The organism is Hymenobacter aranciens (assembly GCF_030580865.1).
Taxonomy (GTDB): domain Bacteria; phylum Bacteroidota; class Bacteroidia; order Cytophagales; family Hymenobacteraceae; genus Hymenobacter; species Hymenobacter aranciens.
Genome location: NZ_JAUQSY010000005.1, coordinates 1 through 13,422 on the forward strand (window position 1 = coordinate 1; position 13,422 = coordinate 13,422).

Sequence of the window (13,422 nt, forward strand, 5' to 3'; positions counted from 1 at the left end):
TCGCCGCCATTCAGCCGCACGCTCACCGTGCTGCCGGAGCCACTGCTCTCGTTGGCCGTGAGCAGGTCGAGGTCGCCATCGCCGTCCACGTCGCCCACGGCCACGCTCTGGGGGTTGCCGCCCACGGTCGGGTTGCTGCCATTGCTGAAGACGCCGGTGTTGCTGCCGCTGGCGTCGCCGCCATTCAGCCGCACGCTCACCGTGCTGCCGGAGCCACTGCTCTCGTTGGCCGTGAGCAGGTCGAGGTCGCCGTCACCATCCACGTCGCCCACGACTATGACCTTAGGGCCGCTGTTCACGGTCGGGTCGCTGCCATTGCTGAAGACGCCGGTGTTGCTGCCGCTGGCGTCGCCGCCATTCAGCCGCACGCTTACCGTGCCAAACGTATAGTTGGCCGTGAGCAGGTCGAGGTCGCCGTCACCATCCACATCGCCCACGGCTACGCTGAAGGGGGCTCTGCCTACGGCTATGTTGCTGCCACCCGAAAACGTGCCCGTGTTGCTGCCCGTGGCGTTGCCGCCATTCAGGCGCACACTCACGGTGTTGCTTTGTAAATTGGCCGTGAGCAGGTCGAGGTCGCCGTCGCCGTCCACGTCACCCAGCGCCAGGCCGTAGGGACCGTTGTCCACGGTCGGGTCACTACCATTGCTGAACGTGCCCGTGTTGCTGCCCGTGGCGTCGCCGCCGTTCAGGCGCACGCTCACCGTGGTACTACTAGCGTTGGCCGTCACCAGGTCGAGGTCGCCGTCGCCGTCCACGTCGCCCACGGCCATGTCAAAGGGGTCGGGGCCTACGGCCGGATTGCTGCTACCCACAAAATTTCCCCGCCCCGTGCCACCGGTGGCCGCCGTGAACCGGTGCACTTTGCCCCGCGCCAGGGTGCCGCCCCCGGTGGCCGTGGCCGCCGTCGTGGTGGTCACCAGCAGCGTCTCGCCGGGCTTAAAGTCGGTGGTGGGGTCGAGGGTGAGGGTGTTGCCGCTCACCGTGGCCGTGGCCCGGGCCCCGTGGCGCAGCTGCCCGCCGCGCTGCTGGCTGTACACCCGCACCGCGCCCAGGGTGGCGGCGGTACTTTGCAGGGCTTGGGAGAAGGTTACGGCCACGCTGGCCGCGCGCGGGGCGTTGCGCAGGTTGCGCGTCGGCGCCAGGGCCGTGATGGTAAGCGGTGCCGCTACCGTGAAGGTGTTGGTGGCTGAGGCGGCACTCACGCCCGCCGTGCTACTCTGGGCCGTGGCATATACCGAGTGGCTGCCCTGGCTCAGGGCCGTGGGCTGCACCACGGAGAAGGTGCCGCCGCTGGTAGCCGTGGTGGTGAGGGGTGTGGGGCTGCCGTCCACGTACAGGCGCACCGTGCTATTGGCCATGGCTGTGCCGGTATAGGTGGGCGTGGTGGTGGCCACGGTGCTGCCGTTGGCGGGGGCGGTCAGGATGGGGGTAATGACGGGCGTAATGGTGAGCGACCCATCGGTACCTGGGGCGGCTTCCACGCTGTAAAAAGACGTGTAGCCCGGACTGAACGCACTGCCCGTCGGCATCACCCACGACGAGCCGCCGCCACCGCCGCCGCTGATATCGTAGGTCATGGGTGGCCCGACCTCGCCCGGGCAATAACTGCAGTAAGTAGTAGTGTAGGTGTAGCTGCCGCCGCTGCCGCCGTCGTAATAGCCGCGCCCCCCGCCGCCCGCCGCTTGGAGGTTGTCGGGCTGAGAGGTACCCGTGCTGGTCTGCGTAGCGCCGGTGCCGCTCGGTCCACCAGTGCCGTCGCCCCCGGTTGGAGTGCCACCGTTGCCGCCGTCGCCGCCGTAGTAGCCGCCGCCCCCGCCCCCGCCGGCTACCAGCAGGGCGTTGCGCCCAGTCTGGTAGTCCCCGGTAGTGGCTCCTGTCCGCCGCAACTCGGTAGCCAGGCCAAAGCCGGGGGGAGGTACCATTTGGCCAATTACCACCTGGAGCACTTCGCCCGGCGTTACCGTTACCCTGGCGCGCACGGTAGCCCCACTACTGCCGCCGTAACTCCAATTTAGTGCCCCCGCCCCAGTCGCTACTACTTGTAGCTGGGTCACGCCGGCGGGCACCACGTACGTTTGCGTGTTACCATTAAAAGAATAGCTGGTGGTTTGGGCGCGGGCCGCCTGCCCGGCCAGCAACAGGAACAGCAGACTAAAGACAACGGGAATCAGCAGCGCCAGGCGCGGCAGCTTTGAAGAAAGGTAAAGGTGATGCATGCAGTGAGGAGGAACTGGGCCAACGGCAGTGTTCCATCGGCCCTGCAAAGCACGGCCGCCCCGCTATGCGGCGCCATAGCAGGAATCTGTCATATTTGGGGGTAAATGGGGTACATCAGAAAGTCGCTGGCGCGCGTCTCCGACGCGTGCTCGCTGGGTCCGAGCCTCCGGCTCGCTGCATAGAACATCGGTTAGGCAGTCGTTCTGGATAACGAGCCAGAGGCTCGAACCCAATCGGCACGCGTCAGAGACGCGCGCCAACGGCTTTCACCCACTACCCCCTCTTCCCCAGCGTCAGGGCCAGCAGCTCGCCCTTCGAGCGCACCTGCAGCTTCTTATAGATGGCCCGCACGTGGTTGTTCACCGTGTCCACGCTGATGAAGTGGCGCTCGGCAATCACCCGGTAGCTCAGGCCCTGGCCCACGGCCGCCACTATCTCCTGCTCGCGGGGCGTGAGGCGGGCATCGGGCGTGGCCGCCACCGGCACCGGCGGCTGCCGCTGAAACGCCTGCACCACGAAGCGCGCCACGCCGGGGCTCATCGGCGAGCCGCCCGCCGCCACCTCCAGCAGGTGCAGCTTGAGCTGCGGCAGGGGGGTGTTCTTCACCAGGTAGCCCACCGCCCCCGCGCAGATGGCCTCAAACACCCGCGCCGCATCGCTGAACACGCTCAGCATGAGCACCTGCGCCTCCGGCGCCCGCGCCTTGATGAGCGGAATGCCCTCGATGCCCGACTTGCCGGGCAGGCCGATGTCGCTCAGCACCAGCGTCGGCGGCACCTTCAGCCCCGGCAGCTGCCGCAGGAAGTCCTCCACGCTCACGGCAATGAGCACGCACTCAAACTCGGGCTGGGCGCAGAGGTAGTCCCCCAGCGTTTCGCGAATGGCGGCTTGGTCTTCGATGATAGCCAGCGGCAGGGGAAATTGCATGGCGGCAAAGGTAGCGGGCCGGGGAAGGCGGGGGTATGACAGATTTCTGTCATATTTGGTGTTTGGTGTTTGGTGTTTGGTGTTTGGTGTTTGGTGTTGGGTGTTGGGTGTTGGGTGTTGGGTGTTGGGTGTTGGGTGTTGGGTGTTGGGTGTTGGGTGTTGGGTGTTGGGTTCCACTTATCCGAATACCTAAAACCAAACACCCAACACCCAACTATAATGGCGCTGGGTTTAAGGTGCCCTCTACCGACCTTTGCCCCTGAAATGAACCCGGCCCCCGCCGTCGGGGTTACCTGCTGCCGTGCCCGCTACCTCCCCCCGCATCCTCCTCATCACCCCGCCGCTCACGCAGCTCAACACGCCCTACCCGGCCACGGCCTACATCAAAGGCTTCCTCACCGGCCGGGGCTACGACGTGACGCAGGCCGACCTGGGCCTGCAGCTGGTGCTGCGGCTGTTCTCGGAAAGCGGGCTGCGGCGGGTGTTTGCCGCCATCGAGGCCGGCAGCTTCGACCTCAGCGACAACGCCCGGCGCATGCTGCGGCTGCAGCGCCGCTACCTGAGCACCATCGGCCCGGTGGTGCGTTTCCTGCAAAACAAGGACCTCACCCTGGCCCCGCGCATCTGCCACGGCCGCTTCCTGCCCGAAGCCAGCCGCTTCGACAACGTGGCCGACCTCGAAACCGCCTTCGGCACGATGGGCCTCACCGACCAGGCCCGGCACCTGGCCACCCTCTACCTCGAAGACCTCGCCGACCTGCTCAAGGAAACCGTGGGCCCGCAGTTCGGCTTCTCGCGGTATGCGGAAAGGCTGGCCCTCTCCGCTACCAGCTTTGAGCCCCTGCACGAAGCCCTGCAAGCCGCCCCCAACCTGCTCGACCAGATGCTGCTGGAGGAGCTGGAGCCGCTGCTGGCCCGGGTGCAGCCCGATGTGGTGGGCTTCACCGTTCCGTTTCCAGGGAATCTGTACGGGGCGCTGCGACTGGCAAAGCGGATTAAGGAGCTGAGCCCCGGCACGGCCACTATTATGGGCGGCGGCTACCCGAACACGGAGCTGCGCGACATTAAGGAGGCACGGTTCTTCGACTACATCGACTATCTGACGCTGGATGATGGCGAGGGGCCGTGGCTGCGGTTGTTGGAGATGCTGACGAAGCAGAAGGAACGCAAAGAAATAGAACGTCATCCTGAGCCGCAGCGAAGCGAAGGCGCCTTGCGACTATTAGCAAACCGGACCTCGCCCGCACCGCATGCAGCAGTAACTTCAACGGTGCGAACGAACTCGTTCAACGAAGCGGGCGAGGTCCTTTCGGCTGCGCCTCAGGATGACGTTCTATTACCTTCCGTTCTGGAGTACCCACTCCAGCGCACCTTCCGCCGCAGCGCCGCTGGCGAAATCGAGTACCTCAACCACCCCTTCCCCGACATCCCGCACCCCGAAGTAGGCACGCCCGACTACTCCGACCTACCCCTCACCGAGTACCTCTCGGTGCTGGAAGTGCTCAACCCCATGCACCGCCTCTGGAGCGACGGCCGCTGGAACAAGCTCACCGTGGCCCACGGCTGCTACTGGAAGCGCTGCTCCTTCTGCGACGTGACGCTGGACTACATCTCGCGCTACGAGACGGCGCCCAGTGCCCTGCTCGTCGACCGCATCGAGCAGATAATCAACCAAACCGGCCAGACCGGCTTTCACTTCGTGGACGAAGCCGCCCCGCCCCTGGCCCTGCGCGACCTCGCCGTGGAGCTGCTCAAGCGCCGCGTCGCCATCACCTGGTGGGGCAACATCCGCTTCGAAAAAACCTTCTCGCCCGACCTCTGCCGCCTGCTGGCCGCCAGCGGCTGCATTGCCGTCAGCGGTGGGCTGGAAGTGGCTTCGGACAGGCTTTTGGCCCTGATGGAGAAGGGCGTGACCATCGCCCAGGTGGCCCGCGTGACGGACGGCTTCACCCAGGCCGGCATCATGGTGCACGCCTACCTGATGTACGGCTTTCCCACCCAGACGGCCCAGGAAACCATCGACAGCCTGGAAGTGGTGCGCCAGCTCTTCGCCGCCGGCGTGGTGCAGAGCGGTTTCTGGCACCGCTTCGCCATGACGGCCCACTCGCCGGTGGGAAAAAACCCGGCCAAGTATCAGGTGGCGACCATCGGCCCCGAGCCCGGCGGCTTCGCCTGGAACGACCTCTGGCACGACGACCCGCGCGGCACCGACCACGAAGCCTTCGGCCCCGGCCTCACCAAAAGCCTCTACAACTACCTGCACGGCGTGGCTTTGCACGAGCCGCTCAGCTTCTGGTTCGACTTCAAGACGCCCAAAACCACCGTGCCGCGCCACCTCATCGAGCAAGCCGTGCAGGCCCCTGAAAAGCCCGACTTCGCCAAACAGAACCTGCGCCTGTTCTGGCTGGGCAACGAGCCGGAGCTGCGCATCGAGCAGGGCATGAAGCACCCGCGGGCCGTGCTCACCTGCTACGAGCAGGCCGAGGACTTCGAGGTGAAAACCAGCGCCGCGCTGGGCCCCTGGCTGCACGAGCTACTGACCCGCCTCAGCCACGACTACGACACCAAAGTGCTGCTGAAAGACGTAGCGGCCAGCTTCCCGGCGGGGCAAGGGCGGTTCGAGGATTTCCTGCAAAGCCCGGCCTGGCAGCTGCTGCGGGAGAAGGGCTTGCTGCTGGTGTAGCCGCGTCGCGCCGGCAGTCGGCGCTATTCTGCTGCAGACGCTACCTTTGGCTGAGGCTTTTACTTCCAACTCAATGGCGCAGCACTACGCGGGCAAACTCCGGTTACTTACCATTTTTTTCCTCAGCCTCAGTGCTGCCCTGGCCCGGGCGCAGACCGACGTGCTGGCCGTTGGCAACTACAATCTGCTGGCCGTGCACGCCGATGGTACCCTGTGGGGCAGCGGCTCTAATGCCGATGGCCGCCTGGGTGATGGCACCACTACCGACCGGGCTTTGCCCGTGCAGATTGGCAATAGCACCGCCTGGCAACAACTGAGCAGCAACGGCGGACCAGCGGGTAATTTTGGTACGGGCGGCGCTCGGTTTTCACCCAACCCGGGCTATATCCTGGCCTTGCAGGCCGACGGCTCGCTGTGGGGCTGGGGCAGCAATGACTACGGCCGCCTAGTGTATGCCGGCGGCAACCGTCCGCAACTCATCGATGCCGGCCCCTGGGCCTGCGTGGCCGCTGGCGAAACCCACGGCGTGGGCGTGCGGGCCGATGGCACGCTCTGGGCCTGGGGCAGCAACTGGGGCGGCATCCTCGGCAACAACGACCCGGGCTCTACCGCTAATTATGTGCTGCCGATACAGATAGATACTGCTACCAACTGGGCCAGCGTCAGCGCCGGGCCGCAGTTCACCCTGGCCCTGCGCACCGATGGCACGCTCTGGAGCTGGGGCCAATCAAGTGATGGACAGTTGGGGATGGGGCCTAACAGCGCTGATATGCTGGTGCCCACGCAAATTGGCACGGCTGCCAACTGGGCGGCCATCAGTGCCGGGCGGGGCTACGCGCTGGCCCTGCGCACCGAGGGCACGCTCTGGGCCTGGGGCAGTACCCGGTATGGTATCCCGGGGGCGGTTGCCGCACAGGCCATCGACAGCCCCGTGCAGCTGGGCACCGCCACGAACTGGACGCGCATAGCGGCCGGCGACAACCACGCCCTGGCCCTGCGCGCCGATGGCACGCTCTGGAGCTGGGGCCGCAACCACCTCGGCCAGCTCGGCAACGGTAGTACGCTGGACGTGCCCGCGCCCGCTCAGGTAGGCACGGGCACCAGTTGGCAGCGCGTTGCGGCGGGCGGGTTTATGTCGGCGGCCATGCAGGCCGATGGCACGCTCTGGACCTGGGGCGACAACCGCCTCGGCGAAACCGGCCGCCCCGACCTGCTACTGGCCTATGTGCCCACCCCAACGCTGGTAAACGCGGACACCAGCTGGCGCGCCGCCGCCGCTACCACCGAAGCCAGCATCGCCTTGCAAGCCGATGGCAGCCTCTGGACCTGGGGGCGCGATGGCCTCGGCCTACTGGGTGATGGCCCCCTGACCGACCGGCAAACCGTGGCCCGCATCGACGCGCCGGCCACCTACCGCTTCGTGGGCGGGGGCGATACGCACCTGCTGGCCATTCGGACCGATGGCACGCTCTGGGCTTGGGGCAACAACTACGCCGGGCAGCTCGGCGATGGTAGCATTACCCCGCGCGAAGCACCGGTGCCCATTGGTGCGGGGCAGTGGCTGCAGGCCGCCGGCGGCAGCAACTATTCACTGGCCATTCGGGCCGACAGCACCTTGTGGGCCTGGGGCGAAAATAACTACGGTGAGCTGGGTATCGGCAACACCCGCGCGCAGCTGCGGCCAGTGCGGGTGGGCACGGCGCACAACTGGAAGCAGGTTATCTGCGTCGGCAGCACCGTGCTGGCCCTGCAGGGCGATGGCAGCCTGTGGGCCTGGGGCGGCAGCCACTATCTGTTCGGCAACGGCTCGGCGGCGGGCAGCAACCAGACGACGCCGCTCCGCATTGGCACCCTCAACACCTGGGCGCAAGTGGCCGGGGCCGAAGCACACGTACTGGCCCTGCAGAACGATGGCACGCTCTGGGCCTGGGGGAATAATCAGTACGGCCAGCTCGGCGACGGCACCATTACCAGCCGGGCACTACCCGTTCGCATCGGCTCCGACACGGACTGGACCACCATCGCCGCCAGCCGGGCGGGCGGCTTCTCGGCCGCGCTCAAACGCAACGGCACTCTCTGGACCTGGGGCAGCAACCTGAGCTACGCCCTTGGTGATGCCCCGGCACTGCTTCAGCGCCTCGCGCCGGCGCAAGTGGGCACTGCCAGCAACTGGACCACTCTGGCCGCCGGCGCGCAACTACTGGCCGGCCGGGCCGATGGCACCCTCTGGAGCTGGAGCGCGAACCGCTATGGCCAGACGGGCACGCCCTCCTACGGCCTGCTGCCCGCCGCTGCCCAAACCGGCCTGCGGCCGGCTGCTCCACTCGGCGTTACGGCCTTTAACCCTGCTGCTGGGCTGGTGGGCAGCACTGTGACAATTAGCGGCGTAGGATTAGGTAACACCCAGTTGCTCACCTTTGGGGGCGTTCCGGCCGTCTTCACCGTCAATGCCGCTGGCACCATCCTCACGGCCACGGTGCCGGTGGGTGCGCAATCGGGGCCGGTTTTCATCAGCGGCCCCAACGGTGGGCTGTGGAGTAGCACCGCCTTTCAGGTGATAGCAGCGCCGGTCATCAGTAGCTTTGCACCACTGGCCGCCGCGCCCGGCGCCACCGTCACCGTCACCGGTACCGGCCTGGGCGGCACGACGAGCCTGCTGGTGGGAGGGGTAGCAATAACCAGCTTTCAGGTGAACGCCGCTGGCACTGCCATTTCATTCGTGGTGCCCGCCGGATTGAGCAACGGACTTATCAGCCTGACTACCGCCGTTGGCACCGCCACCTCAACCGCTGCCCTGACTATCGTGCTATCCGCCAGCTTACCTGCTACAGCCACCCGGCCAAGCATCTGGCCGATGCCGGTGCGCGTCGGCCAGCCATTGGAAATCACCGGACTACCTCATGGAGCATTTACCGTGGAGCAGTTTACGGTGCTGGGGCAGTGTATCCGTACTGCCTGCTGGCCGGCCACTCACGGTGAGCGTATAATGCTATCCAGCGTCGAACAGCCCGGTATGTACATTCTGCGCCTCCGCACCACTACTGGTACTTATAGCTACCGGCTTCTGGTAGAATAGCTACTTTACTAAGCCGAAGTTATTTCCGCGGCTATTTATCACGCAGCCACTCTACCACCGCCTCCGGCAGCCCCGGCCCAAAGTGCGGCCCAAAGCCGCTGGGCAGCCGCAGGTCGACCCCTGCGTTGGGAAAGCTCAGAACCGCATTGCCGCGCCCGCCCAGCGCCGCGCGCAGGCGGCCGGCCTCGGCGGCTTGCGCGCCGCCGCACAGCCCCAGCACCGGCAGCTGCTGATGCCGCAGAACGCGGAGGGCGCTACGGTCATTGGCCACATTTTGCAGCACGGCGAAAGCGGGTGCAGTACCGACGGCCGCCAGCTCGCGGGCCAGCGCCGTGGCCCGCCGCCCGGCGGCCCATGCACCTATCGAGGTCGTATCGACACCCGGCAGGCGCCGCAGTAGCGCCCGCGCCTGCGCCAGACCCGTGGTCGAATCGGCCACCGGCAGCACCAGCACCACAATGCCCTCGCGAGCCAGCGCATCGGCCCAGAGCGGGGCGGCAGCCACGGTGGCGCTGTCGGGCAGCAGGGCCAGGGCCGCGCCGGGCGTGCGGGTATCGGCATGGGCAAACAGCCAGGCCGAGCCCCCCGAGCTTTGTGGTAGTTCCTCAACGTGGTAAGTGCTGGGTGTGGGCGGCCCACGCTTCACCAGCAGCAGTTCGGTTTTCACTTCCTCCAGCGCCAGCGTGCCGCGCCAGAAATCGCCGTCCAGCTTCAGCGTCAGCACCTGGCCCGGCTGGCCGGGGCGGCGCAGGCGCAGCTGCTGGTTGGTAAATAAAATGGTGTCGGCCACAAAGTTGAGCTGCGGGGCGCCGGGCACGGTCAGCTCGGCCTCGTAGTGGCCAGGGCTGGGGTGCCGAATGTCGAGCGCCGTCTTTTCCTCAGCCAGCTGCCCGGCCCGCAGGCTGCCTTCGTAGTGGCCTACGGGTGGCGTGGCGCTGGTTTCGGCGGCTTTATCCGACGGCTGGCATGCCGTCAGCCACAGCCCGCTCACCAAAGCCAGCAGGCTCCGGCGGCAGCTAAAAGACGGTGAAGTGAAAGAGCAGGAAATCAAGGGCAGCACGAAGTGGAGTGCGAAGAAAGGCAGGCCGCCGCATTAGCGCCCCGCCAGCCCTTTACGCAAAATCAGGTCGTTCTGCACATCCTGCCCAATCGGAAACGGGTGCTCACCAATCTGCCGAAAGCCAAAGCGCTGATAGAAAGCGCGGGCCTGCTCATTTTTCTCCCATACGCCCAGCACCACGGCAGTGCAGTGCAGCTGCTCGGCCAGGGCCAGAATGCCGCGCATCAGCGCCGCGCCCAGGCCGGTGCCCTGCCAGTCGTCGCGCACATACAGCCGCTCGATTTCGAGGCGGCCGGTGGAGTCCTGGTTTTCCAGCAAGCCCAGGGCCGAGTTGTCGCGCAGCTTAGCGTAGCCCACGAGCTCGTTCTGCATGTGGGCCAGCAGGAAGGTGTTTTCGCGGTCTTGTAGTTCGGCCAGCTGCAGCTCGGGGCCGAAGGTGGCGGCCAGGTAGGCGGCCATATCCTCGGATTTGTTTCGGGCCGCAAAGGTGTCATGAAAAGTCTGTCGGCCGAGGTCGGCGAGCTGGGCGGCGGTAGCGGCGTTGGCCTTGGCGAGAGAAATGCGCAGGGGAGAAGACATAGCGCAAATATCGGCCGTAGCGGCTGCGCGGCTACAGCATGGTTTCGTCGGCCGGGCCATCGCTGAGGCGGCCGCCCCGCGCCAGCTGCCGGCCATAGCGTATCATCAGGCCCGCCGCTACCAGGGCCAGCATGTTCAGCAGCAGCAGGCCATAAGGCTGATTGTCTGCGCTGCTCCACGCATACGCCAGCAGTGCCAAGCGGATAATCAACCCCAAGGACAGCAAAATACCTGCCGCCACAAACAACCCACCCACCACGCGCCGCGTGCCCGGGCGCAAAAACGAACGTGCCATATCCTTAGTACGCCACTTGGCACTTCGGCGTTCCCGGCTTGCTGCATTGGCGGGTACTGCGTACTTTTGTTTCACCAAACACTCCGCGAGAGTAGCTCAGTTGGTAGAGCATCAGCTTCCCAAGCTGAGGGTCGCGAGTTCGAACCTCGTTTCTCGCTCTTTAAAAATCAGCCACTTGTCTGCGAAGATGGGTGGCTGATTTAGTTTTGGTTTACACGGTGGTTTACACAAGTGATTTGAGAGTCATAAAGTCATTTTGATTTTTTCGTATTTGGTCAAATGCAAATCTAAAGTCAGGGTTGAGCCCATACATTTCGACTGCAGAACCAGATTATTAGTTAAGAACGGCCTTGATGGCTCACCTGAAAGTTCTCAAACTGGAGGTTGAAGTCAGCAAGTGCCGGATAGCCTTCACGCTCCATTCTCAATCGTGGCGCGTCGTGCTTCAGGCGATTGTGCATATGCTGAATCGGGTCAGGCTCTGTCTCTTGTTTGGTGATGCGTGCGGCTCCAGCCAATAACTGAGGCCAAGAGCCCCAGGCAGCTCGCTCGTCCTGCTCAACCCCTGTGAAATGGATGCCGTGACGACCAATGATAAAGAAGTATACATTCCCTATTACTTTTTCTGCCGGGGAATGCCGGGTAATCTGCAGCGCGTTGAGGGTCGTTTTTACATCGGTTCGCTCTACCCACGTTACGACCTTATCAAGCCAGCTTAAGGCGTTCCTCTGAAGGTTGCTGATGACGCTACGCCGCTTTTGCATAGAGTTAGCAAACGGGTCCTGCCATTTCAGCTGAAATAACCCCAATGACTTGGTCACCTTATCAAAAACAACGGCGTCGATATCTGTTTCGCGCCCATCGATAGACATGCGTATTTCGACCGGAATGCGCACAAAACGGTCTTCTGTGAAGAAACCGAATATCATCCGCCTGAACCGGTTCTCCCGGTTGTTCACGGCCTTGGAGTAATCCAGGGCGCAGTTTCTTTTCAACTCATGATTCAGAAACTGAAAGGGATTGTTCAGACACCCGGCGGCCGAGCGCAGTAATTGTGAATCAGAAACCTGAATGAACGGTGGTGGAGCTACGCGGGGGATTGACAGGTAATCTTGGTAATTATCTTTATTCAGCGTGATATGGCTCAGCATCGTGCTGATTTCCTCCCGGGTGCGGTCCAAATAACGGGCTAGGTCAGCTTCAACATCTTCTCTGGAGCAGAATAGGGAAATAATATTTCGCAGTTCGAGGCTGCCATATTTTTTGTGTGCTGCTTCACAAAACGACTTATGCAGGAGCGCCAGACCGGCCAGATACTCGACCATCGTTACGTAGTCACCATAAGGTATCTGCCCAAACAGGTCTGCTTCGTCGAAATCGTCGTGAACCTGTTTGCGAAAAATGTGATACCGGCCCTGCTGGATGAAATAATCCGTCACATAAGGTGTGGCTTGGTAGGCGATAGTTCTTCTGTCAGGGCTTTTAACCGAGAGCATGACCCGCTTGTGAACCCGGTCAGCATCGAATCTGTCCTTGCCGGCTTTTCGATCCGTAAGTTGCCCTACTATGTGCTCCTGAACAAACTGCCAGTCATGCAGGTCAAAAAATTCAGCATTGGACCAAGATTCCGTAGTGGCAAAGACAAATTCGCTTTCAGTCGGACGGGTAAACGACGCGAAACCCATTTTGCAGAACATGACCAGTTGCCGGGCAAATGCGAGCTTGCCGGTTGCATGAATGACTGCGTCAGCCCAGGCGGTGATATCGTTGTCTGAGTACAGAACAGGCTGAAATTCTGCCTGCTCAATCTTTGAATACCATGCTTGAAGCAACAGAGGCCATCCATACTGGTGGATGGTTTCGAAATAGTCTGTATAGGCAGCATCAAACTGGCCGCTGCCACGCAGGTACAGATAGACTATGTCCATTTCCCTGACAATATTGACTACGGCGCTTCCCGGTAGTCCACTTATCTCCGAAAACTTCTCCAGTTCAGCCTCAAGAATCGATTCCAGAATTTCTGCTGGTGTTGGCATAGTACATATAGGTTGACTAGTTGAGGTACCTGTGTTACGCCGGACGTTGCAGTTAGTGAGGTCTGGCACTGACTGCAACGTCTGTTCGTAGGCATTTGCCAGGGTGCTGACAGGTAGATTATTCTGCTCTCCCTGAATCGGTTCCACTTCCCTCTCCAACACTACCAATACCGGTCCTCGCAGAATATGGTCCTCATCCTCTGCATCCGATGTAATACCAGTGATTGTTGACATGACAGTCATTGCCCCCGGATTAACCATCCCGTCATGGTCGAATACCGAATAGAACAGATAGCCCTGGCCACTGGCCAGTACGTCAACCAGGGCCGGCACACAACCCATAAATCCGGCAGCCAGCACCAGATTACGGCCTGCCTCACTGTCTGCGCTGTTTAGTGTAAAGCCGGCCACCGGCATTTCCTGCGGCGGCATTTCCGGCTGATAAAGTGTGACTGTCATAACAGGAGGGATTTCTGCGGCCGTAAATCAACCCGGACTGCGCCTGCAGAGCTACGGGAAACGAATTAGGTTAAAGGTAGTGTTTCA

General features: G+C 63.2%; 8 protein-coding genes and 1 tRNA gene. 3 read left to right on the forward strand and 6 right to left on the reverse strand.

The features are described 5' to 3' along the window. Both Q5H93_RS08210 and Q5H93_RS08215 read right to left on the reverse strand, forming a co-directional pair. Positions 1–2,219, reverse strand: a 2,219-nt coding sequence (locus Q5H93_RS08210) for an FG-GAP-like repeat-containing protein (protein WP_305006035.1), incomplete at its 3' end; no start/stop codon positions are given. Between the two features lie 274 nt (positions 2,220–2,493). Next, a complete protein-coding gene (locus tag Q5H93_RS08215; RefSeq protein WP_305006036.1) occupies positions 2,494–3,147 on the reverse strand; it encodes a response regulator in 654 nt (217 codons plus the stop codon). A 301-nt stretch (positions 3,148–3,448) separates the two neighbouring features. Between Q5H93_RS08215 and Q5H93_RS08220 the strand changes: the two genes are divergently transcribed. Together Q5H93_RS08220 and Q5H93_RS08225 are read left to right on the forward strand one after the other, a co-directional pair. Then, positions 3,449–5,830: a B12-binding domain-containing radical SAM protein gene (locus Q5H93_RS08220; RefSeq protein ID WP_305006037.1), complete on the forward strand. Its 2,382-nt coding sequence runs from the start codon at positions 3,449–3,451 to the stop codon at positions 5,828–5,830. Between the two features lie 73 nt (positions 5,831–5,903). Then, on the forward strand, positions 5,904–8,906 hold the full coding sequence (locus tag Q5H93_RS08225; RefSeq protein ID WP_305006038.1) for an RCC1 domain-containing protein: 3,003 nt from the start codon (positions 5,904–5,906) through the stop codon (positions 8,904–8,906). 31 nt (positions 8,907–8,937) lie between these two features. Here the strand turns inward: Q5H93_RS08225 and Q5H93_RS08230 are convergent, their stop codons facing one another. From Q5H93_RS08230 to Q5H93_RS08240, 3 genes are read right to left on the reverse strand one after another with little or no spacing between them, the layout of a single operon-like run. Beyond that, the gene (locus Q5H93_RS08230) at positions 8,938–9,957 is read right to left on the reverse strand and encodes a dienelactone hydrolase family protein (protein WP_305006039.1); all 1,020 of its coding nucleotides are present in this window, start codon (positions 9,955–9,957) and stop codon (positions 8,938–8,940) included. A gap of 42 nt (positions 9,958–9,999) precedes the next feature. Further along, positions 10,000–10,545 carry a GNAT family N-acetyltransferase gene (locus Q5H93_RS08235; protein WP_305006040.1) on the reverse strand — a complete coding sequence of 182 codons (546 nt, stop codon included), beginning with the start codon at positions 10,543–10,545 and terminating at the stop codon, positions 10,000–10,002. A 31-nt stretch (positions 10,546–10,576) separates the two neighbouring features. Further along, positions 10,577–10,840 carry a hypothetical protein gene (locus Q5H93_RS08240; protein WP_305006041.1) on the reverse strand — a complete coding sequence of 88 codons (264 nt, stop codon included), beginning with the start codon at positions 10,838–10,840 and terminating at the stop codon, positions 10,577–10,579. Positions 10,841–10,925: 85 nt separating this feature from the next. On the opposite strand from Q5H93_RS08240, the gene Q5H93_RS08245 reads away from it, so the two are divergent. Continuing rightward, a tRNA-Gly gene (locus tag Q5H93_RS08245) sits at positions 10,926–10,998 on the forward strand. A gap of 180 nt (positions 10,999–11,178) precedes the next feature. Here Q5H93_RS08245 and Q5H93_RS08250 read toward each other — a convergent pair. Next, complete coding sequence (locus Q5H93_RS08250; RefSeq protein ID WP_305006042.1) at positions 11,179–13,335, reverse strand: hypothetical protein; 2,157 nt, start codon at positions 13,333–13,335, stop codon at positions 11,179–11,181. Positions 13,336–13,422 lie beyond the last annotated feature (87 nt).

Excerpts from the sequence above, each read along its gene's own strand:
- Q5H93_RS08250 (WP_305006042.1), bottom strand. The coding sequence starts at position 13,335 with ATGACAGTCACACTTTATCAGCCGGAAATGCCGCCGCAGGAAATGCCG.
- Q5H93_RS08215 (WP_305006036.1), bottom strand. The coding sequence starts at position 3,147 with ATGCAATTTCCCCTGCCGCTGGCTATCATCGAAGACCAAGCCGCCATT.
- Q5H93_RS08225 (WP_305006038.1), top strand. The coding sequence starts at position 5,904 with ATGGCGCAGCACTACGCGGGCAAACTCCGGTTACTTACCATTTTTTTC.
- Q5H93_RS08235 (WP_305006040.1), bottom strand. The coding sequence starts at position 10,545 with ATGTCTTCTCCCCTGCGCATTTCTCTCGCCAAGGCCAACGCCGCTACC.
- Q5H93_RS08240 (WP_305006041.1), bottom strand. The coding sequence starts at position 10,840 with ATGGCACGTTCGTTTTTGCGCCCGGGCACGCGGCGCGTGGTGGGTGGG.